This is a genomic window from Rathayibacter sp. KR2-224, from assembly GCF_049446075.1.
Lineage (GTDB): Bacteria > Actinomycetota > Actinomycetes > Actinomycetales > Microbacteriaceae > Humibacter.
Genome location: NZ_JBMSEB010000002.1, coordinates 409,660 through 430,743, shown reverse-complemented (window position 1 = coordinate 430,743; position 21,084 = coordinate 409,660). Strand labels below are relative to the sequence as shown.

The following is a 21,084-nucleotide window of genomic DNA, read 5'->3' as shown; positions in this document are numbered from 1 at the left end:
GGACAGGGTCAAGTCTGCGGGTCCGAGCCGGCGATGCGCAGCGCCGCCCACACTTCGGCGCGATCTGCGAACGAGCCGAAGTCGCGGCCGAGTGTCTGCTCGGCGGCACGGATGCGCGCGGTCAACGTGTGCCTGTGCACGCCGAGCACGCGAGCCGCCGAGTCGTACACGCCGTTGTGCTCGAGCCACACCACGAGTGACCGCGCCAGCACGCCCGCGGGGTCGCCTGCGGCCAGGGGCGCGAGAAGCGCGGATGCCCGTGCCCGGGCATCCGGATCGCCCGACTGAGGCAGCAGCCGTGGCCGCTCACGGTCGGTGGCGTGAAGGGCACCGCCTGCCGACGTCGTCTCGGTGCCCGGCATCGCCGCGGCCTCCGCACGCCGAACGGATGCCTCGACACGCGTACTGGAGCGCTCGAGCGTCGCCAGCTCTGCCGCGGTCAGACCTGCGTCGCCGACCCCGCCGCCCAGGACGCTGCCGAGGGATGCGGCATCCTGCAACGCTCTCAGGAGTACGTCGCGCATGGCCGACCGGGACTCCTGGAGGGCGCGTCCCTGCTCCAGCGCCAAGCCCGCGAGGGCGACGACGCTCGTCACCACCTGCTGTGCCGCCTGGTCCACCTCGTCCGCGCCGCCGTGCGCGAGCACGCCGAGCAGGCGCTCGCTCGCACCGATCGTCTGCAGCGAGACCGTCGTTCCCGCCTCAGCGACGGTGGATGCTGCGCGGCGGCGGGCGCGGAGCATCCTGCCCGCCTCGGCCTCGACGGTCGCCCGCGCGGATGCCGTCAGCGCGCGGGCGGGGAACACCTGCTCGACCGATCCAGAGGCGTTCACGAGCGCGACCCAACGCCCCAGCTGCCTGGAGAGCTCGGCGAGCGTCACGGCCAGGCCATCCGTGTGCAGCGCTGCAAGGGACACCGCTCGCTGCGCGGACAGTGCCCAGGTGTTGCGTGCGTATGCCTGCTCGGCGACCAGGTCGGCCGCGTATCTCGCGACGGCGATGAACGGCGTGCGGTATGGCACCTCGACGAGCGGAAGTCCGGCGTCGGTGCACGCCGCCACGAGATCATCCGGCGTCGTGCGCACGACGTCTGTGCCGAAGCCCAAGCCGGCGATTCGGGCGTGCACCAGATGCTCGACGTAACCGTCGTAGTCGGTGCCGGCCGTGTCGCTCGCATTCGGGGCTGAGTGGCCGGCTCGAGGAACGCCGCCGAACTGCGTGCCGGTGGTGAGCAGCACCTGGCCTGGGATCACGAACGGCGTCGGGTCGGCAAGGTCGGAGCTGTGCACCCACGAGACTTCGGCGTCCAGCGCGTGGTCGGGGAGGGCGTCCTCGGGCGTGAGCAGTCGCAGCGCCAGGTCCCTACGGGCGAGGAGAACTCGAACGGTCGGTGCGGCCATGGCTCATTGTACAAGTTGGCCATCTGCGCCCACGAATTATACAAGGTGTACAGTCACTCGGCTGTGCGGTCGTCTTAGCCTTGCCGTGAAGGCGCCGACCGAATGGTGCGGCATCCGACCCGAGACGAATCGAGACAACGATGACCATTGTCGACACGACCACGGGGGCGGCGCCCGTCGCGCCCATCGGCGGACCAGACCTGCCGCAGGAACGCCGGCTCGTCACCGAGATACCGGGACCGCAGTCCCGCCGCCTGCTCGAGCGCAAGGCGCAAGCCGTGGCGAAGGGCGTCGGACACACGGTTCCCGTCGCGACGGTGGCAGCGGGCGGCGGTGTGCTGGTCGACGCGGACGGCAACTCGCTCATCGACCTCGGCAGCGGCATCGCCGTGACGGGCGTCGGCAACTCCGCGCCGCGCGTGGTGGAGGCGGTGCAGCGCCAGGTGGCGCAGTTCACGCACACGTGTTTCACGATCTCGCCGTACGACTCCTACGTGGAGGTCGCCGAGGCGCTCAACCGGCTGACCCCCGGCGACTTCCCCAAGCGCAGCGCGCTCTTCAACTCCGGAGCGGAAGCCGTGGAGAACGCTGTGAAGATCGCGCGGCACTACACGAAGAAGCAGGGCGTCGTGGTCTTCGACCACGCTTATCACGGGCGCACCAACCTCACCATGGCGCTCACCGCGAAGAGCATGCCGTACAAGAACGGCTTCGGCCCGTTCGCGCCAGAGGTGTACCGGGTGCCCATGTCGTACCCGTTCCGCGATGGCCTGAGCGGAGCGGATGCCGCGAGCCGCGCCATCTCCCAGATCGAGGCGCAAGTGCGCGCCGAGAACCTCGCGGCCATCCTCATCGAACCCATCCAGGGCGAGGGCGGCTTCGTCGTGCCGGCCGAGGGATTCCTGCCCGCGCTACAGAAGTGGGCGAACGACAACGACGTGGTGTTCATCGCCGACGAAGTGCAGACCGGCTTCGCCCGCACCGGCACGATGTTCGCGAGCGAGCAGTTCGGCATCGTTCCCGACCTGATCACCACAGCGAAGGGCATCGCGGGCGGCCTACCGCTCTCCGCCGTCACCGGGCGCGCAGACATCATGGACTCCTCGCAGGTGGGTGGCCTCGGCGGCACGTACGGCGGCAACCCCATCGCCTGCGCCGCAGCGATCGCGGCCATCGAGACGTACGAGCAAGACGACCTCGCCGGGCGCGCTCGCGAGCTGGGCGGCATCCTCGAGCGCCGGCTCACCGAGATGAAGCAGTCGGATGCCCGCATCGGCGACGTGCGCGGCCGCGGCGCCATGATGGCGATCGAGCTCGTCAACCCCGAGACGGGCGAGCCGGATGCCGCGCTCACCTCGCGCGTGCACGCGAAGGTGCTCGCCCAGGGCGTGGTGCTCCTCACATGTGGCACGTGGGGCAACGTGATCCGGTTCCTGCCGCCCCTGGCCATCTCGGAGGCGCTGCTGAACGAGGGACTGGACATCGTGTGGAAGGCATTGACGGAATGCGCAGCGTAGCAAAGAGCGGAGCGATCTCATGCTGAGCGAACAAGAACTGCTGGCCGATGTGCCGGACAAGCTCTACATCGGCGGCCGGTGGGTCGAGGGCGAGCGCGCGGGAGCATCCGGTGACGGCGCGCTGAAGGTGCACGATCCGGCGACGGGCGCGGTGCTGAAGACGATCGCGGATGCCTCGCCGGCCGACGGCATACGTGCGCTCGACGCGGCGGTCGAGGCCGCGGACGACTGGGCCGCAACGGCGCCGCGCAAGCGCGGCGAAATTCTGCGGAAGGCGTTCGATCTGCTTCAAGAGCGCGCGGACGACTTCGCGCTGCTCATGACGCTCGAGATGGGCAAGCCGGTCGCGGAGGCGCGCGGCGAGGTCACCTATGGCGGCGAGTTCCTGCGCTGGTTCGGCGAGGAGGCCGTGCGGATCACGGGCCGCTACGGCGTCAACCCCGAGGGCACCGGCCGCATGATCGTGACGCAGCACCCGGTCGGCCCGTGCTACCTCATCACGCCGTGGAACTTCCCGCTCGCGATGGCCACACGCAAGATCGCGCCGGCGCTCGCCGCTGGTTGCACCGTCGTGGTGAAGCCTGCCGAGCTCACGCCGCTCACCACTCTGTACTTCGCGAAGCTGCTCGAAGACGCAGGTCTGCCTGGCGGGGTCGTCAACGTGATCACGACCACGACCTCCGGCCCAGTGTCGGAGCCGATCATCTCCGACCCGCGGCTGCGCAAGCTGTCGTTCACCGGGTCGACTCCGGTCGGGCGAAAGCTGCTGCAGCAGGCATCCGAGAACGTGCTGCGCACGTCGATGGAGCTCGGCGGCAACGCCCCGTTCGTCATCTTCGACGACGCCGATCTCGACAAGGCGGTCGAGGGCGCCATGCTCGCCAAGTTCCGCAACATCGGCGAGGCGTGCACCGCGGCAAACCGGTTCATCGTGCATCAAGATGTCGCCGACGAGTTCGCGGCGAAGGTGACCGAGCGCGTGCGTGCGCTGAAGGTGGGTCGCGGTACCGACGACGGGGTCACGATCGGGCCCCTCATCGACGAGAAGGCCGTGGCGAAGGCATCCGGTCTGGTGAAGGATGCCGTCGACCGCGGCGCATCCCTGCGCATCGGCGGTTCAGCCATCGACGGTCAGGGAACATTCTTCGAGCCGACCGTGGTGACGGATGTCGTCGCGGGCAGCGAGATTCTGCACGAGGAGATCTTCGGGCCGGTCGTTGCGATCGTGCCGTTCCGTGACGAGGACGAGGCGGTGAAGATCGCCAACGACACCGAGTTCGGTCTCGTCAGCTACGTCTTCACCAAAGACCTCGCACGCGGACAGCGCATGATCGAGCGACTCCAGACCGGCATGATGGGCCTCAACGTCGGCGTGGTGTCGAACGCCGCAGCACCCTTCGGGGGCGTCAAACAGTCGGGGCTTGGGCGCGAAGGAGGGTTCGAGGGCATCCACGAGTACCTGTCCACGAAGTACACGCTGACGCCCGACCCGTTCGCGTAACCCCCCGCTCGTTGCGGCGTATCGAACCCCCACACCGCCGGTTGAGTAGCGCCGAAGGCGCGTATCGAAACCACGCCACCGCCGGTTGAGTAGCGCCGAAGGCGCGTATCGAAACCACGCCATGCAATCGCGTTTGGATACGCCGACCGCGACGCCTACTGAACCCGCGGATGGCCCTCAGAGAGAAGAGAAGAGTATGAGCGCGATGGAGCGCGACGTTGTCGTCATCGGGGCCGGAGCATCCGGCCTGACTGCGGCGCACGAGCTGAAGAAGGCCGGCCACAGCGTTGCGGTGCTCGAGGCGCGCGACCGCGTCGGCGGACGCCTGTGGACCGACGAGATCGACGGCGCCATGCTCGAACTCGGCGGCCAGTGGGTGTCGCCCGAGCAGGATGCTCTCAAGGAGACGCTCGCCGAGCTCGGCCTCGAACGTTACGAGCGGTACCGCGACGGGGACAGCGTCTACGTCGGGGTCGACGGCGAGCGGCGCCGGTTCACGGGCGAGATCTTCCCCGTCGCGCCGGAGACCGAGAAGGTCATGGTCGCCCTCATCGAGAAGCTCGACGGGATGGTCGAGCGCATGGATCCGGAGCGCCCGTGGGAGCATCCGAATGCCGAAGAACTCGATCGCATCTCGTTCGAGCACTGGCTCGAGACACAGACCGACGACCAGGAGGCGCGCGACAACATCGCCCTCTTCATCGCCGGCGCCATGCTGACCAAGCCGGCGCACGCGTTCTCGGCGCTGCAGGCGCTGCTGATGGCGGCATCCGCCGGAAGCTTCTCGAACCTGGTGGATGCCGACATCATCCTGAACGAGAGAGTGGTCGGCGGGCTCCAGCAGGTGCCGCTGCGGCTGGCCGAGCGGCTGGGCGACGACGTGCTGCTGAGCAACCCGGTGCGCACTCTGTGCTGGGGCGCTGATGGCGTGACCGCCGTCACGGATTCCACCGAAGTGCGGGCGAGGTTTGCCGTGCTCGCCGTGCCGCCGCACCTGATCAGCCGTGTGAGCTTCGAGCCTCCCTTGCCGCGCAGACAGCAGCAGTTGCACCAGCACCTCTCGATGGGTTTCGTCATCAAGGTGCACGCCGTGTACGAGACGCCGTTCTGGCGCGAGGACGGCCTCAGCGGCACCGCGTTCAGCCCCTACGAGCTCGTGCACGAGGCATACGACAACACGAATCACGCGGATGCCAGAGGCACGCTCGTCGGTTTCGTCTCAGATCGCAAGGCCGATGACGTCTTCACGCTGAGCGCGGAGGAGCGCAAGGGGCGAATCCTCGAGTCCCTGTCGCACTACTACGGCGAGAAGACGCTGTCGCCCGCCGTCTACTACGAGAGCGACTGGGGCAGCGAGGAGTGGACCCGCGGGGCGTACGCAGCGAGCTTCGACCTCGGCGGACTCGAACGGTACGGCTCGGACCTGCGCCAGCCGGTGGGCCCGATCTGGTTCTCGTGCAGCGACCTGGCAGGAGCCGGATACCAGCACGTCGACGGCGCGATCCGCATGGGACGCCGCACGGCAGAGGGCATCGCCGCGCTGCTGTAGTCGCCGCTCAACTGGCCGCTAGGTGTAGCGGCGCAGGTGTCGCGTCGACGGTGCGAGCCGCCTCGCCTATAGGGTCGCAGGGTGGGGGAACGCAGGCGCGTGCCGTGGTATCGGCGGCGCGGAATCGTGATGTGGGCATCCGTCGTCGTCGTGCTTGCGCTCGGCGTGCTCGTGTCGTTCCTGAGTCCGTGGCCGAGCGCGCTCCTGATCCGTACGGCATTCGAGATCAACGCGCACCAGACCGTGCAGACCATGCTGAAGTACGCGCCGAAAGACGGGCTTCGCGAACGGATGAACGTGCCCTACGAGCCGGGCGGGTCGCCTGACACCACCTTCGACCTCTTCGCCCCGAAGGGCGCGGTGCAGCCCCGCACCATGGTGGTGTGGATCCACGGCGGTGCCTGGATCTCCGGCAGCAAGTCCGACGTCGACCCCTACGTGCGGATGATCGCGGCACGCGGCTACACCGGCATCAGCCTGAACTACACGGTGGCACCCGAGGCGAAATATCCGACGGCGCTGAAGCAGCTGAACACGGCACTCGCCTACATCGTCGAGCATGCCGACGAGCTCGGAGTGGACCCGACGCACATCGTGCTCGCCGGCGACTCGGCGGGGGCTCAGTACTCGGCGCAGCTCGCCGTGCTCGTGACGAACCCTTCCTACGCGAAGCGGGTGAACATCCGTCCAGCGCTGTCGCCCGACCAACTCGCAGCGGTCGTGCTGGACTGCGGCATCTACGATGTTCGCGGCATCCCCCAGGCGCCGGGCATCGGCGGATGGGGGTTCAGGATCGCGCTGTGGTCATACCTGGGCACCAAGGACTGGTCCCACACCCCAGGCGGTGAGTCGATGACGACGATCGACCACGTGACGAAGGACTTTCCTCGTACTTGGATCTCCGGCGGCAACGCAGACCCGCTCACTGCCGGGCAGTCCAAGCCGATGGCCGCGAAGCTGAAGAGTCTCGGCGTGCCGGTGACGAGCCTCTTCTACCCGGCGGATGAGAATCCGCCGCTGCAGCACGAGTACCAGTTCCATCTGAACGACGCGGCGGCGCGATCCGCCTTCGAGTCGACCATGGACTTTCTCGGCACGGTCGGCTGAGGCCTCCGCGCGGATGCCGCCGCTCGCGTCGGTGCAGCGGCCCGCGCGGAGGCCGCTGCTCACACGGATGTCGCAGCCCGCTCCTTCAGCGCCTCGTTGACGGGCGCGAACGCCGCGGTGTCGTACACGAGCTCGATGTCGGTGATGCGCCCATCGGAGACACGCACGTTCTCGACGCACGCGACCGATCCGGCGACCGTGTCGGTGACGAAGTCGTAGACGACGCACGCGTGGTCGCCGTTCTCGTAGACATCCCGGATGTCGTTGCGAACGAGCGCGGGCAGCAGCCGCTGGAGCGCGGCCAGCAGATCTGCCTTGTCGGCGCTTCGTGAAGCGAAGCGGAACTCGAGGTCTTCGGCGAGGAGGGCGTCGACTGCGTCGATGTCGTGGGCTCCTACGGATTCGATGTATGCGCGGGCGACGGCGCCTGAAGTTGAAGTGGTCATGTCGCCACTCTAAATACAAACGAACATTAGTACAAGAGTGAATTGGTACATGGTAGCCTCGACGTATGGTTTCCGACTTGCACGCGGTACGCGCCGACGGCGCCGACGATGAGGGCATCGATCGCCCGCTGCGTGCTCTCGCCGACCGCAATCGCCGGGCCATCCTCGCCGCGGTGCGAGACCGGCCGCAGGCTGTCGGCGATGTTGCCGAGGCTCTGGCCCTCTCGCAGCAGATCACGTCGCATCACCTGCGAGTTCTGCGTGACGCCGGCCTGGTCGACGAGACGCGCGAAGGGGTTCGCCACCTCTTCGTCGTGCGCACCGACGGCATCGCAGCCGTGCGCGAATACCTCGACGGATTCTGGCCCGCGCAACTCGCGAAGCTGAAGGCCGCGGTAGAGGGGTCGGCGCGCGAGTCGGAGCATCCGGATGCCTGAGTTCCGCACCTCCATCGACATCGCGGCTGAGCCCGCAGTGGTGTTCGACTACCTCGTCACCGCCGATGGCATGACAGCCTGGATGGGCGAGTTCGCGTCGCTCGAGCCGCGTCCGGGCGGACGATTCGAGGTGGACATCGCCGGCTACCCAGTGCGCGGACAGTACCTCGAAGTCGATCCGCCAAGGCGCGTCGTCGTCTCCTGGGGCTTCGCGGGCAGCGACGACCTCCCTCCCGGGGCGTCACGCGTGAGCTTCGAGCTGGTCCCGGTCGATGGCGGCACACGCGTGGAGCTGACCCACAGCGACCTGCCGGATGCTCTGCTGCCCGGCCACGAGGGCGGCTGGGCGCACTTTCTGCCGCGGCTTCGCGAGGCCGGGTCGGGGCATCCGCCCGGGAAGGATGCCTGGCGGCCGGCTCGCTAGCCTCGGCCGCCTGCGCGCCGGCCGCCCTGCTGACTGACCAGCCGAACGTTTGCGCCAGTTTGCGGTTGCTGCGCCACATAACCTGGCGCAAACGCTCGTTTCTGGCGCAGCAGCAGAAGGCCTTGGCTGGAGCCCTCGGCTGCAGCCCACATAACCTGGCGCAAACGCGGACTTCTGGCGCAGCAGCTGAAGGCCTTGGCTGGAGCCCTCGGCTGCGGCCCTCGGCTGACCGCCCGCCGGGCTGACGGATGCCTCGGCTCAGGAGTCGAAGCCGAGGCCGACGGCATCCATGGTGCGCAGAAAGAGGTTGCGGCGTCCCTCGTGATGGTCGGCCCGGTCGAGTGCCCAGCGCATCAGGTTGACGCCGACGGATGCCGCCGGCTCGGGCGGGAAGGGGATCGGCTTGGTGCGTACCAGCTCGAGCCGGGTGCGTTCGGTGTCGGCGCCGGAAAGCAGGTCGAGCATCACCTCGGCGCCGAAGTGCGTCGCGGCGACACCGAGACCTGTGAAACCCGTCGCGTAGGCGACCCGGCCGTTGCGCGCCGTGCCGAAGAAGGCGCAGAACCTGCTGCAGGTGTCGATGGCGCCCGCCCACTTGTGTGTGAAGCGCAGCCCGTGCAGCTGCGGGAACGTCGTGAAGAAATGCTCGGCGAGCCTGCGGTGGGTGGCCTCTCGCCGTTCGTACTGCTCTCGAACGCGGCCGCCGTAGTGGTACACGGCGTCGTAGCCGCCGAACAGAATGCGATTGTCTGCGCTCAACCGGTAGTAGTGGAACTGGTTCGCGCTGTCGCCGAGCCCCTGCCTGCCCTGCCAGCCGATGGCATCCAGCTGCTCGGCTGACAGCGGCTCCGTCATCAGCACGTAGTCGTAGACGGGCACGGTGTAGAGACGGTTGCGCTTCAGCAGCGATGGGAACACGTTCGTGCCGAGCGCCACCCGCTTCGCCCGCACAACGGCCGCCGACGGCCGTCCGGTGAGGTCACGGGCGGCAGTGCGCACGTCGACGCCCTCTTCGCGCGTCGCGCCCGAGGTGACCAGCTCCGTGGCGGGTGTGTTCTCGAAGAGCTGCACACCGGCATCCGCGCATGCCCGCGCGAGCTCTCTTGCGAGCTTCGCCGGGTGCACGAGCGCGCTGTCCCGCTTGTGCAAAAGCCCGCCGAGATAGGTGGGCGAATGAACGGATGCCTGCACCTCGGCGCTCTCGAGGAACACGTTGTCTGCGCCATCGGCGCCCTCGCGCAGCCACTCCACCTGATGGGGCTCGACAGCGAGGTCGATGGATCCGTTGCGTTCCCAGTCGACGTCGAGCCTCAGCTCGCGGATGGTGGACTCGATGGCGTCGAGGTTCTCGCGTCCCATGCGCTCGAGCAGGTCGTACTCGTCGGGGAACCTGCTGCGGCCGTTCTCTCCGCCGTGGGTCAGGCTGGACTCCGCGAAGCCGCCGTTGCGCCCGGATGCCGCCCAGCCGATGGTCTTCGCTTCGAGCAGGATGACGCTCGCGTCCGGGTCGCGTCGCTTGGCCTGCAGCGCGGTCCACAGACCCGAGTAGCCTCCGCCCACGACGACGAGGTCGGCCGACGTGCTCGAGGTGAGCGACGGGAAGTGCTCGCCCGGGGCATCCTCCAGCCAGAACACCGCCTGCCTGACGCTCTGCAGCGCGTGATCGATGGTCGCGGCGCTCGGGCGTTGCCGCTCGAACACTGTTGTGCCCATGGATGCCTCACTCGATTCGGCTCGCGGACGCGCCTTTAATTCCGCCCACCCTGCGACGGATGGCACGTCCCGAGTCAATCTTCGCAACCTCGCTTGTGGGAGCACGGATGGAATCAGTCGCGAATCGGTGTGCGGTCGGGCGATTCGTCTGCTTCGGGTGAGCGGTCGGGCCTCGGGTGTAGGAATCAGTGATACCGAAGAAGCGGGGATCTCTCATGACGACGAATGCCCAACCCGGACCGGCGATGACGTTCGCGGAACTGCATGCGGGGCCGCATCCGCTTCTGCTGCCCAACGCGTGGGACATCGCCTCAGCGCTCGCATACGTCGATGCCGGTTTCGCCGCGGTCGGAACGACCAGCTTCGGTGTGAACGGCTCGCTCGGCCAGCCGGACGGGGCGAGTTCGAGTCGGAACGCCACGCGTGAACTGGTGATGCGGATTCGTTCCCTGCCCGTTCATGTCACGGCGGACATCGAAGACGGATACAGCGACGATGCGAGTGAGGTCGCCGCGTATGTCGAAGACCTCGGCGTCGCCGGAGTCAACCTGGAGGACTCCCGGAACGGCGGGTTGGTCGAGCCGAGTGCGGTGGCTGCGAAAGTCACGGCGATCAAACGGACCGTGCCGAACCTCTTCGTCAACGCCCGGGTAGACACGTATTGGTTCCACATCGAGGACTCCCCTGAGGCGACGATCGACCGGGCGATGGTCTACGTGGATGCAGGCGCCGACGGGATCTTCGTGCCGGGAGCGGCGGAAGCGCGACTCTTGGAACGGCTTGCGAGGAGCATCCCGGTGCCCGTGAACGTTCTGGCGTCACCCGACCTGACCCTCGAGCAGTTGGGCGAGCTGGGAATTCGGCGAGTGAGCACCGGATCGCTGCCGTTCCGAGCCGCGATCGATGCCGCCGTGCACGTGGCGGAGGTCATCCGGGAAGGCGGCACAGCGCCATCCGCCACCTCGTACGCCGACATGCAGCGACGCTTCGAGGAGTTCGCTGGCCGCTGAACGAGGACGCTAACTCATCCTGGTGGCGATACCCGGATACTCCACGACGAGGCCCGCGAGGTCGTAACGCAGATCGCACTCGAAGTCGAAGGTGGATGACTCGTAGTGGAACAACATCCCCTCGGGAGTGACCTCGGTCAGCAGGTATCTCTGTTCGAGCCGTTCGGACCGAAGGTCATCGGCACGCACGAACGCAGCCGGCACATCGATTCCCGTTCCTACGACGAAATCGAGTCGGTGGATGGGAAGCGTGTTCGTGACGGCCGACGACTCGAAGTCGATGTCTAGGCATCCGTCGAGCTCGGGCCGCAGCTCGCCGTTGACGATCCATCTGTTGTCCGCGTCGCGCTCCAGCACCAGTTCGTTCGTGCCCGCAGTGCTCAGATTGGATGCCTGCACCTCTACCGTTCTCCACGCACCGTCCACGATCACCTCGTAGCCGACCGACCACAGAGCACCGGACTCGTACGCAGTCGTGTGACCGGTCAGACGATGGCCGACGCCCAGATCGCGGAAGAACGCGACCTCGAAACCGGCCCGAACGCCCTGGTGGCTCCAGCTCGCGGCCGCTGGGGGTGGCGGAAGTCTCATGAGTCGAAGGTAATCGGGGTGAACGGCGCCTGGACATCCGCCCGCTCCCCCCCCCCCCGCGTCGCGCATCGGAGCGAGGAAGATTGGCGCCAAGCGTTCACCAAGCTGGGCGCTGCGCCGGTGAATATCTAGGCTGTTTCAATCGACGATCGAGGGGCTGAGCGATGGCAGAGCTGATCTACCTGACGAACATCTCACTCGACGGCTACATCGAGGATGACCGTGGAGCATTCGACTGGCTGCCGGTCGACGATGAGGTATTCGCGTTCATTACCGAACTCGTGCGGTCTGTCGGCACGTTTCTCTACGGGCGGCGCCTGTACGAGGCGATGTCCGTCTGGGAGACGGAACCCGCTCTGGCCGCGCAGTCCGACCTCATGGCCGAATTCGCGAAGGCCTGGCAGGCGGCGCACAAAGTGGTGTACTCCACAAGCCTCGCCTCGGTCTCGACTGGCGGCACCGTTCTCGAACGCCATTTCGACGCCGCCGCAGTACGGGAAATGAAGGGCGCGGCCGACCGCGACCTTGCGGTAGGAGGCGCGGACCTCGCGACACAGGCTTTCAAGGCCGGGCTGGTCGACGAGTGCCAACTGTTCGTCTTTCCCGTCGTCGTCGGCGGGGGCAAGCCGGGGCTGCCGACCGGAGTGCGCGCCGACCTCGAGCTCCTTGATGAGCATCGATTCCGGAACGGCGTCGTGTACCTGCGGTATCGGGTTCGGGGTTGAGACTTCTCGGGGATTGACCGACGGGAAAGCTAGCTTCGCGTCAAGAAGGCCAGCTCGACGACCCAGAGCTTCTTCCGCTTCTCCGTACGTGGATCAGTCAGATAGGTCTCGCATCGACAAGCGAAGGCCTCGCCGTGAGGGTCAGGGCGTGTGTCGAGCAGGAGTCCTTGTTCGCGCACCCAGCGGTGGAGTAGACGGTTCGCCGCCAACGATTTCACTCGGTACGCCAGGACGGCGTAATCGCCGGCGGGAAGTGTTCCCGCTTGAACGCGGCCGTCGGCGTCATCGCTGGCGCCCGCGACCCCGACCTCGATGTCCATGAGGTCAGACATGTCTACGACGTGGAGCCGCAGAAAGAAGGGTCCGTCTGGTTCTACGCCGTGGTCGGTGAGCCACTGGATCAGTTCCGTGAGCAGTCGGTCGCGGTGGGAGAGCATCGTGCGGAACGGTACCGTCTCGCGAATGCCCAGGGTCGCGACTTCAGGGCGCCGTTCCAACCGCGGGCCGCTTACGATATCGAGCTCCTCTTCGCGCATCACCGCATTCTGTCAGCTTCCGGCGAGGGCGCAAGGGACGGCACCCGGAGCCTCGAGCCGGGTGTATCTGCGCGCGCTGTCGCTGCCGGCGCGGCGTCTTGCTGTCTTGCCGTCTTGCCGTCTGACCGTCCCGCCGCCTTTCCGTCCACAGGATGCCCACGCGGCGCGTTTTCCACAGTAAAAATCCCTGATGAGAAGCAAGATAAGAATGTCGGTGGGTGCTGGTTGACTGATCGACATGAGCACCTCGAACGCACCCGTTGTCGATACCTCGACGACGATCACCGACGTGTTCGAGGCGATCTCTGCGACGCTGGATGAGGTGCTGCCGGCTGCCGATGTTCGTAGTCTCAGTGACGCCGAGTTGTTGGCGGCGACGCGAGCCGTGGAGATCCTCGGCCGCAAGGTGGATTCCCTGCGTGCGCATTGCGCAGGTCAGATCACGGAGAGGTCTCCGAAGGGGCTGGGGACCGAGCGCTTGTCCGCCCGCAACGGATGCCGCACCCCAGCCGAGTTGATCGCCCGCCTCACCGGCTCGTCGGAGGCGACCGCCTGCAGGCGTGCGTCCCTGGGCCAGGCTGTCGCCGTCCGCGGGTCCCTGACCGGCGACGTGTTGCCGGCGAGGTTCCCCGCGGTCGCTGCAGCGTTGGCGACGGGTGAGATCGGGGAGGACGCTGCGCGGATCATCGTCTCCACCCTGGCTGGAGTCGAGCTTCGGGCCGAGCCGGCGGATTGGGAGACCGCGGAAGCGGAACTCGTGGCATCCGCGGTCTCTGGTTTCACCGCGGACCAGACTCGCGTGCAGGCCGCGGTGTGGAAGGTCGCGCTCGATCCGGACGGGGTCGACACCGACGCCGAGGAAGCCATGCGGCGTCGGGCCCTGATCCGATTGGGCACCCGCGATGGTCTGGTGCGGTATCGCATGGAGCTCATGCCGGAGATCTCCGGCAAGCTCGAGCAGGCCATCGCCGCGGTCGTGTCTCCTAAGTCCGACCCCGTCTTCCTCGACGGAGACGCCCATGCGGAGCGCGGCCTCGATGAGCGAACGTCGCCGCAGAAACGTCATGACGCGTTCGCGTCGCTGATCGATGCCGCCGCCCGCTCCGCCGAAGTGGCGTCGATGGGCGGCGCGGCACCGACCGTGTTGGTCACGGTCGACGAACGCGACCTCGCGGCGGGGCGGGGTGCCGGTTGGATCGACGGGGTGGATGAGCCGATACCGATGGCCGCGATCACTCAGTTCGCCTGCGCCGGCGGCATCCAGAAACTACTGATCCGAGACGGCCGGATCGTCTCGTTGTGGTCGCCCGAACGGTGCTTCACTCCGCAGCAGCGCCGGGCGATCTCGGTGCGTGACGGAGGATGCGTCATCACCGGCTGCCGCGTCCCTGCCGGCTGGTGCGAGGTGCACCATGTGCTGGAGCATTCCCGGGGCGGACCGACCCACACCGACAACGGCGTCACCCTCTGCTGGTTCCACCATCGATCCATCGACACCGGCGGTTGGTCGGTGCGCATGCAACAGGGGAGGCCCCAAGTCCGCGCACCCGGATGGATCGACCCCAAGGGGCAATGGCGCAATGTCGAACCGCGCACAGTCCCGAGGAGGTGAAGCGTGCTCAAAGAGGGGATGAACCGCTCAAGCGTGAGGTGCTTACTCGCTTGGTAGCTCGGCAATAGCTCGGCAATAGCTTGGCACTAGCTCGGGATCGGGGCGCAGACCGTGCGACTGGAGGGGTCGACGCGCCACCGCCGGATGGATATCATCGCCATCAATGGGTCAAAGCATGAAAATCATTGACATGCGTCGGGGATGTCGCACGCGCGGCGCGACCGCACCGTGTGGAAGCGTTCAGCCATGAGCATCCAGTCGAGCATGCAGGCCCTCACCGACCAATATCCGCCGTCGATGAAGCGCATCGCGGAGGTGGTGGTGGCCCGCCCGCAGGTCGTGCTCGAGATGACGATCACGGAGCTCGCGAAGTTGTGCGAGACATCCGAGACGACACTCGTGCGGTTCGCCCGAACGCTCGGGTTCCCCGGTTACGCCGCCCTGAAGCTGCAGATGGCCGCCGAACTCGCCGCCGAGACGGCTCAGCTCGGAACCGACAGCAGCTACGGATCCGACATCGGCCCGAATGACACGCTTGCGGAGACTGTCGCCAAGATCAGCGGTTCGGAGCTGTTCGGCATCCGGGAGACGGCAGCAGGCCTCGACCTCGACACGCTGCAGCGCGTCATCGATGCTGTAGCCGCCGCGCAGCGCACTGTCGCGTTTGGCGTCGCGGCCAGCAACATGGGTGCCCGCGACCTGAGGGAGAAGCTGCTGCGCATCGGCCGCGTCGCGCTCGCCTTCACGGACGCGCACGATGCGATCAGCTCGGCATCCCTTCTCGGTGCGCACGACGTCGTGATCGGCTTCTCGCACGGCGGTCAGACGAGAGAGGTGTGCGAACTGCTGCGCGTCGCTCACAAGGGAGGCGCGGTCACGGTCGCGATCACGAACGCGCCCGACTCACCGGTCACCCGCGACGCGGATCTCACGCTGCTCACGTCGGTGCGCGAGACCACGTTCCGTTCTGGCGCGATGGCCAGTCGCATCGCACAGCTCACCATCGTGGACTACATCTTCGTCGGCGTCGCCCGCACCAGCTACGAGTCCAGCGTGCAAGCACTCAAGACCAGCCGCGAGAGCCTCGCCCGGCTGCGCGAGGACCGGTGAGGGCGAAGGCATGCAGCAGGTGTACGCCCGGGAGGATGCCGTGAGCCCGGTCATCACACCGGCCTCCGACGGCATCCCGCTCGTCGCCTACACCATGCTCGACGAAAGCGGCGGAGTGCTCGCCGCGCGGCATCCGCATGCGGTCTTCTACGCGGCATCCACCGTGAAGCTGGGCATCATGCTGGCCGTGGCGCTCGCCGTCGAGCGCGACGAGTTGAGCCTCGACGACTCGCTGGAGTGCCGGCGCGTCTTCGAGTGCAGAAACGACGACGGGACCAGCGAGACCTTCCGCCTCGCGCCCGAGGACAGCGATCAGCAGTTCCCGGCGGACGGGGCCCTGGCGAGCATCCGCGACCTGGTCGCCATGATGATCGCCCGATCGTCGAATGAGGCCACGAACGTGCTCTTCGACCGTCTCGGCGTCGGTGCGATCGCGGAGGCTTTCCGCCTGTGCGGCGCAGACGACACACGCATGGAGCGACGCATCGGCGACCCGTGCGCCGCTCGCGCAGGCCTCACGAATGAGACCACGCCCGCCGACCTCGCGGCCATCATGCGAGTCATCGTCGCAGGCGAACTCACGAGCGCGGGGAGCACGGACTGGATGTGCAGGGTGCTCGAGACCCAGGAGCATCCGCGCATCGGCTCGATCGTGGCGCCCGGTGTGCCGTGGGGATCCAAGTCGGGCGATGTGCCAGGCGTCGAGCACGACGTCGCGTTCGTCGGCCAATCGGGCAGCCGCCGCTTCGTCGCAGTGTGCACCCGCGGGTTCGAACCGGAGCAGGGCCGAGAGGTCATCAGGGGAGTAGCCGACGCGCTCCTGCAGCAGTGAAGACATCGCGAAGAGGCCAGAAGGAGGGATCAGAGTGGAAAACGCACGTCGTCCACGTTCAGAGGATCGAGCAGAGGATGCCCCGCCCCGGCAAGGTCGCGGCAAGCGGCGCTTGCTGGCGTTCGTGCTCCCGGCTGCACTGATCGGTGCGCTCGCGCTCGCGCAGCCGGCATTCGCAGACCAGCCCGCAGGCGATGGAACACCTGCCGCCACCCCGTCCACGTCGCAGGCAAGCACGGCACCGGCGGATGACAGCGCGCTCCGTAACAAGATCGCCAGCGTTGCCCTGAGCCAGGTGGGCAACGGCGACAACCCGGTGGTGACGGGCTTCGGCGGCCTGAACTGCAATCCGTACACGACTGTGGTGGCGGGCTTCTCGGCCAATTCCGACGGCTGCGGCTACGACTCCACCTTCAACGTGCGCAACTCGAACGAGAACTGGTGCTCGGACTTCGTCAAATGGGTGTGGCAGCAGTCCGGCGTCACGCAAGACATGAACACGATCAACGCCGCGGCATCCAGCTTCTATCAGTGGGCGCTCGACGACGGCCAGACGCCCGCCGTCGACAGCGGCACGCCGCAGGTGGGCGATGCCGTCGTGTTCTTCGGCCCTGGTGCGGTCAGCGCGACACGTTACGCGGACCACGTGGGGGTGATCGTCGCGGTGAACCCCGACGGCACAGTCGACATGGTCAACGGCGACTTCAGCAGCTCCACGAACGTGAAGGTCGAGCACGATACCGGGCTCGATCTCACCACGTTCGCCGCTCACACCTGGCGGGCAGGCGAGCAGTGGGTGCTCGTCTCGCCGCCGAGTGCTGCGCAGCAGCCGACGCCGAAGGCATCAATCTCGGGAGCCACGACGGCCGTCACAGGCACGGATGCCGTCTTCCACGCCGACGCGACCGAGCAGGGCGGATCGGTCACGGGTTACTACTGGATGTTCGGCGACGGCCGCACGACCAACGCCACGGGTCCCGACGTCACGCACGTCTTCTCCACGCCCGGCACCTACACCGTGTCGGTCACCGCGACCTCGACCTTCGGCACGATCAGCACGGTGACAAGCAATGTGACGGTGCTCGCGGCATCCGGAAGCATGGCGCCGGTTCCATCCACCGACGTCTGGTACTCCAGCTATCCGGTCTCGTACTACCGGTTCGTACGCTCCTCGCAAGGCCTCGCGGCCGACGTGTGGGACGGCGCGAGCTGGCTGCAGGTGCAGGCGGCAGGAACGCCGTCGGGCACTGGGTCCATCGCCGCGCTCTCGTACCCGGATGCCGCCGCCGACTCCGCGATGACCCCGCACGCCTACTACCGCGCGGCCGACGGATCGCTGGCCGAGACCTCCCTCATCGGCGGAAAGTGGGGAACTGCGACACTGCCGGGGAACCCCGCCGACGAGAGCGACATCGTCGCCGCAGTGACGGCATCCGGTCCCGCCGTGTTCTTCGTGGATGCCCGTGGCCACCTCAACGAGACCACGGAACACGCAGGCAACTGGTCGACCAGCACGCTGTCGAACTCCGCGATGCGCCCGGCGCCCCTCGCCATCGCGCAGACCACCGACGGCCCCACCGTCTTCGCCGTCACCGACTCGGGGCGGCTGACCGCCGGCTCGGCGGCCGGACACGCCTGGCCGAGCGTCGCCACACCCGTGCGAATGGACGATAAGGCCGCGCTCTCCGCGCTCACCACACCGGACGGGCACGCCGCAGTCGCGGTGACGGGCGGAACGATTCCGGGACGCGGCGGCGGCGGGCTTCTGCTGCTCACCCAGAAGTCGCGTGGTGCATGGGATGCCACGGCGCTGCCAGGTGCTCCGGCACAGGGCACGCAGGTTGCCGCGACAACTTTCCTGCTGCCTTCTGCCGTCAGCGGCGGCCTCGGTGCCTTCGTGCAGCCGCCCGGGACCATGACCCCTTCCGGTCCCGAGCAGCCGCTTGGAACCGCTGTCGCGTACCTGACGGCAGGTGGCGCGCCTGCCATCTCATACGACGACGGGACGGGGTGGCATGAGACCACCCTGCCTGGCACGGCCACGTCGCTCGATGGCATCAGCGCCCAGCCGGTCGCGCACCAGCCGATCCAGGTGTACCTCGGCACGTCCGATGGGCCGGTGGTCGACACCACGGGCGACACCGCGCCGCCCACCGGGCCGTGGACCACGCAGCCCCTGCCGAAGACGCCGGCGTCGTTCGCCGATCGTGTACTCGTCTACGGCGCGACGGCATCAGACAAGGTGGCGGCCGACTCCGCGGTCTCGGCCGCTGGGCTGCCTGCCGCTCAGTCGACGTCGTCGTTCGCCGTGGCCTGGGCTGCAGTGCTGTCGGGAAATTACCTGGTCATCACCTCCGGGACCGCGGCAACGAGCGCTCTCGAGTACAACGTGTGCGGCTGGACTGATCCGTCGGCCGAGGACGGCGGAAGCACTCCGTTCGACTACGTGACTGCGGCGCGCACCACGTTGCCGGGGGCCGATCTGTTCCTGAACGGCTCGGCCGCAACTGCGGCGAACGGTCCGCAACGGGTGGCGGACCTGACGTACTACGCGGTGCACGGCGTGCTGCCTCCCGGGCAGACCACGGTGCCCGCCGCGGGCAAGGCAGTGCGCGCCTGCGCGGGGTCGGCGAGCTGACGAGGGGGACGTCACCGACCTTTCGCCGGTTCACGGCTCGAGGTCGGTGACGCCTCTGCCTGTGCGTATGTCGAGCGGCACGGATGCCTGATCGTGCACGATAAGCCACTCGCCGTCGACGCGGCGCAGGCAGAACGTCACGCGCACCCACATGCCGGGCGCCTTGGTCCCGTCGTACAGGGTGCCGCTGAGACGGCCGAACCCGTGGGCGAACGCCACGTCACCGCCCACGCTGAGGTCGAGGTCGCGCACTTCGTAGTTCAGGTCGTCGAAGACCGCGAACACTCGCTCCCAGTTGCGCATCTTCGCCGCCCGCCCCACGTGCTGCAGCGGGGGCTCGACATCGAAGGAGACGACGTCTTCCGCGTAACGGCCGGCCAAACCCTCGAGGTCTTTGGCGTGCAGCAGCTCGATCAGCCTCTCGATGTGCCCGCGGATGTCTGCCGCGTCGTTCTGAGCATCCACAAGCTTCTGTCCCTTCGTCTGACGTGTCGTCTGGAGTAGCGGTACCGGGAGTACCCCCACTAGAACGACGGCTCAGGCGGCCCAAACGTCAGGCGTGTGGCACCAAGGTCGGCTGCAGGACGCGGATCAGTCGCGCGACAGGCCCCGGATCCCCAAGCCGGGCGCCGCGGGAACCAGCACCATCTCGCCTTCGTACCGGATGCCGCCGAGCACGGGCGACGCGCTCAGCCACAGTCCGGCGTCGAGATCATGAGCCGTGGCCCCGCCCGCCCGGGCATCGACGACGGCCGCGACCGCGGCAGCGGCTGCGATGCCCACGTGACTCTCCATCATGCAGCCGACGATGGCAGAGACCCCGGAACCGGCCGCGACGTCGAGCAGGGCGAGCGCTTCGCGGGGGCCGCCGGTCTTGGCCAGCTTGATGTTCACCATGTCGGCGGCGCGGCGGGCAATGACCTCACGCGCGTCCCGTGTCGTCCACACGCTCTCGTCGGCGAGCACGGGTATGTCCACGTTCGCGGTGACGAAGGCGAGTCCCTCCAGATCGTCGCGGTGCACGGGCTGCTCGACCAGTTGTACGGCGAGCCCACGGTCCTCCCATTCCCGGATGACCTTCACCGCCTGGCGAGGCGTCCAGCCCTGGTTCGCGTCCGCACGAAGCGTGATGTCCGGGCCGACGGCATCCCGAACGGCGACCATGGTCGCAACGTCGTCCCCGCCCGCGCCCATCTTGATCTTGAGTGTGCGGAAGCCGGCATCCCGATGCGCCACCGCGGTCTCCACGAGCGCGCGGATGTCTGCGGCGCTCACCGCGGCCGACAGCGTCATGTCGGTGCGCACCTCGGTACCGGCCGCCGCCAGTGTTGGTGCCGCGGATCCCGCGCCCCCTGCCGCGCCGCCGCCCGTGGTCGCACGGTCGGCGCCCGCCAGCAGCAGATGCAGCGGAACCCCTGCCGCCTGCGCGGCGAGATCGTAGATGGCGCAGTCGACGGCCATGCGCGCGGCAGAGTTGCGCACCACGGCGCGCTCGAGAGCGAGGCTGGCCGCCTCAGGCTCGGCGACCGGCAGCCCGAGCACGGCATCGCGGAGCGGACCCTCGACGGCCGCCGTCACGCTTGCTGGACTCTCTCCGGTAACGCGCCAACTGGTGGGCGCCTCGCCCCATCCGCTGCGGCCGTCGCTGTCGACGACCTCGACGAGAAGCGCCTCGATCTCGGTGGCGGTGCGCACCGCGGTGACGAACGGTCGGACGAGTGGAACCGTGGTTCGATGCAGACGTACTTCGGCAACGGAGATCACCACCGAACGATACGGCGGAAAACGAGCGGTGCGCCGGATGCCTTGCCCTATTTCAGCCTGCGCATCGTGCGTTTTACGGCTCCGAGGCAGCACAGCCACGCGTCGCAAAACCGCGGGGAATCGGGCGATTCGTCCGCCCGGGATGCGGCGGGCATCCGTCGTTCGCAGAATG

At 67.8% G+C, this 21,084-nt stretch carries 19 protein-coding genes; 12 read left to right on the top strand and 7 right to left on the bottom strand.

What is annotated here, in order from left to right:
- Positions 1–8: 8 nt before the first annotated feature.
- Positions 9–1,400 (bottom strand): PucR family transcriptional regulator, encoded by a 1,392-nt coding sequence (locus ACO2Q7_RS14395; RefSeq protein ID WP_423356390.1) that lies wholly within the window; start codon positions 1,398–1,400, stop codon positions 9–11.
- Between the two features lie 140 nt (positions 1,401–1,540).
- Between ACO2Q7_RS14395 and gabT the strand changes: the two genes are divergently transcribed.
- The 4 genes from gabT (at position 1,541) to ACO2Q7_RS14375 (ending at position 7,074) form a co-directional block, all read left to right on the top strand.
- Positions 1,541–2,917 carry a 4-aminobutyrate--2-oxoglutarate transaminase gene (gene gabT / locus ACO2Q7_RS14390; protein ID WP_423356389.1) on the top strand — a complete coding sequence of 459 codons (1,377 nt, stop codon included), beginning with the start codon at positions 1,541–1,543 and terminating at the stop codon, positions 2,915–2,917.
- A 19-nt stretch (positions 2,918–2,936) separates the two neighbouring features.
- A complete protein-coding gene (locus ACO2Q7_RS14385) occupies positions 2,937–4,418 on the top strand; it encodes an NAD-dependent succinate-semialdehyde dehydrogenase (RefSeq protein WP_423356388.1) in 1,482 nt (493 codons plus the stop codon).
- A 196-nt stretch (positions 4,419–4,614) separates the two neighbouring features.
- Complete coding sequence (locus ACO2Q7_RS14380) at positions 4,615–5,967, top strand: flavin monoamine oxidase family protein (RefSeq protein ID WP_423356387.1); 1,353 nt, start codon at positions 4,615–4,617, stop codon at positions 5,965–5,967.
- A gap of 81 nt (positions 5,968–6,048) precedes the next feature.
- Positions 6,049–7,074 (top strand): alpha/beta hydrolase, encoded by a 1,026-nt coding sequence (locus ACO2Q7_RS14375; RefSeq protein ID WP_423356386.1) that lies wholly within the window; start codon positions 6,049–6,051, stop codon positions 7,072–7,074.
- A 59-nt stretch (positions 7,075–7,133) separates the two neighbouring features.
- Here the strand turns inward: ACO2Q7_RS14375 and ACO2Q7_RS14370 are convergent, their stop codons facing one another.
- A complete protein-coding gene (locus tag ACO2Q7_RS14370; protein ID WP_423356385.1) occupies positions 7,134–7,520 on the bottom strand; it encodes a nuclear transport factor 2 family protein in 387 nt (128 codons plus the stop codon).
- 65 nt (positions 7,521–7,585) lie between these two features.
- Between ACO2Q7_RS14370 and ACO2Q7_RS14365 the strand changes: the two genes are divergently transcribed.
- Positions 7,586–7,957 (top strand): ArsR/SmtB family transcription factor, encoded by a 372-nt coding sequence (locus tag ACO2Q7_RS14365; RefSeq protein ID WP_423356384.1) that lies wholly within the window; start codon positions 7,586–7,588, stop codon positions 7,955–7,957.
- Positions 7,950–8,381: an SRPBCC family protein gene (locus ACO2Q7_RS14360; RefSeq protein ID WP_423356383.1), complete on the top strand. Its 432-nt coding sequence runs from the start codon at positions 7,950–7,952 to the stop codon at positions 8,379–8,381. The genes ACO2Q7_RS14365 and ACO2Q7_RS14360 overlap by 8 nt, the downstream gene beginning before the upstream one ends.
- Positions 8,382–8,639: 258 nt before the next feature.
- On the opposite strand, the gene ACO2Q7_RS14355 is transcribed toward ACO2Q7_RS14360, so the two are convergent.
- A complete protein-coding gene (locus ACO2Q7_RS14355; RefSeq protein WP_423356513.1) occupies positions 8,640–10,094 on the bottom strand; it encodes an NAD(P)/FAD-dependent oxidoreductase in 1,455 nt (484 codons plus the stop codon).
- A gap of 215 nt (positions 10,095–10,309) precedes the next feature.
- Between ACO2Q7_RS14355 and ACO2Q7_RS14350 the strand changes: the two genes are divergently transcribed.
- Entirely contained in the window at positions 10,310–11,104 is a 795-nt protein-coding gene (locus ACO2Q7_RS14350; protein ID WP_423356382.1) for an isocitrate lyase/PEP mutase family protein, read from the top strand.
- Positions 11,105–11,113: 9 nt separating this feature from the next.
- Here ACO2Q7_RS14350 and ACO2Q7_RS14345 read toward each other — a convergent pair whose 3' ends face one another.
- Positions 11,114–11,695, bottom strand: coding sequence for a putative glycolipid-binding domain-containing protein (locus tag ACO2Q7_RS14345; RefSeq protein WP_423356381.1), 582 nt, complete (start codon positions 11,693–11,695; stop codon positions 11,114–11,116).
- Between the two features lie 164 nt (positions 11,696–11,859).
- On the opposite strand from ACO2Q7_RS14345, the gene ACO2Q7_RS14340 reads away from it, so the two are divergent.
- Complete coding sequence (locus ACO2Q7_RS14340) at positions 11,860–12,420, top strand: dihydrofolate reductase family protein (protein ID WP_423356380.1); 561 nt, start codon at positions 11,860–11,862, stop codon at positions 12,418–12,420.
- A 29-nt stretch (positions 12,421–12,449) separates the two neighbouring features.
- On the opposite strand, the gene ACO2Q7_RS14335 is transcribed toward ACO2Q7_RS14340, so the two are convergent.
- Positions 12,450–12,956 carry a hypothetical protein gene (locus ACO2Q7_RS14335; RefSeq protein ID WP_423356379.1) on the bottom strand — a complete coding sequence of 169 codons (507 nt, stop codon included), beginning with the start codon at positions 12,954–12,956 and terminating at the stop codon, positions 12,450–12,452.
- 238 nt (positions 12,957–13,194) lie between these two features.
- On the opposite strand from ACO2Q7_RS14335, the gene ACO2Q7_RS14330 reads away from it, so the two are divergent.
- From ACO2Q7_RS14330 to ACO2Q7_RS14315, 4 genes are all read left to right on the top strand, one after another.
- Positions 13,195–14,568 carry a DUF222 domain-containing protein gene (locus tag ACO2Q7_RS14330; protein ID WP_423356378.1) on the top strand — a complete coding sequence of 458 codons (1,374 nt, stop codon included), beginning with the start codon at positions 13,195–13,197 and terminating at the stop codon, positions 14,566–14,568.
- Between the two features lie 246 nt (positions 14,569–14,814).
- Entirely contained in the window at positions 14,815–15,678 is an 864-nt protein-coding gene (locus ACO2Q7_RS14325; RefSeq protein WP_423356377.1) for a MurR/RpiR family transcriptional regulator, read from the top strand.
- A 10-nt stretch (positions 15,679–15,688) separates the two neighbouring features.
- The gene (locus ACO2Q7_RS14320) at positions 15,689–16,510 is read left to right on the top strand and encodes a serine hydrolase (protein WP_423356376.1); all 822 of its coding nucleotides are present in this window, start codon (positions 15,689–15,691) and stop codon (positions 16,508–16,510) included.
- A 34-nt stretch (positions 16,511–16,544) separates the two neighbouring features.
- Entirely contained in the window at positions 16,545–19,148 is a 2,604-nt protein-coding gene (locus tag ACO2Q7_RS14315) for a PKD domain-containing protein (RefSeq protein WP_423356375.1), read from the top strand.
- A 30-nt stretch (positions 19,149–19,178) separates the two neighbouring features.
- On the opposite strand, the gene ACO2Q7_RS14310 is transcribed toward ACO2Q7_RS14315, so the two are convergent.
- Positions 19,179–19,613, bottom strand: a complete 435-nt coding sequence (locus tag ACO2Q7_RS14310) for a YybH family protein (protein ID WP_423356374.1) — start codon at positions 19,611–19,613, stop codon at positions 19,179–19,181.
- A gap of 126 nt (positions 19,614–19,739) precedes the next feature.
- Complete coding sequence (locus tag ACO2Q7_RS14305) at positions 19,740–20,912, bottom strand: mandelate racemase/muconate lactonizing enzyme family protein (RefSeq protein ID WP_423356373.1); 1,173 nt, start codon at positions 20,910–20,912, stop codon at positions 19,740–19,742.
- Between the last annotated feature and the right edge of the window lie 172 nt (positions 20,913–21,084).